Genomic DNA, 220 nt, shown 5'->3' with positions numbered 1-220 from the left:
GGTGCTGATCAAGATGAAGCGCCAGCGCTACGTCTGGGTCACGCTGCTGCCGGCGTCCTGGCTGCTGATCTGCACCACCACGGCGGGCCTGATCAAGCTGTTCGACGCCAACCCGGCGATCGGCTTTTTGGCCCTGGCGCGCAAATACAACGAAGCGCTGGCCGCAGGGCAAGTCCTGGCCCCGGCCAAGAGCATCGAGCAGATGCAGCACGTGGTGTTT

General features: G+C 64.1%; 1 pseudogene. It reads left to right on the top strand.

The features are described 5' to 3' along the window. Positions 1 to 220 (top strand): annotated as a pseudogene (locus ACLEJQ_RS25895) (carbon starvation protein A); the annotation flags it as partial.

It is taken from the genome of Pseudomonas sp. SMV71 (assembly GCF_052042015.1).
Taxonomy (GTDB): Bacteria; Pseudomonadota; Gammaproteobacteria; order Pseudomonadales; family Pseudomonadaceae; genus Aquipseudomonas.
Note: the sequence above shows the minus strand (reverse complement) of the source record. Positions and strands in the feature narration are given on the sequence as shown.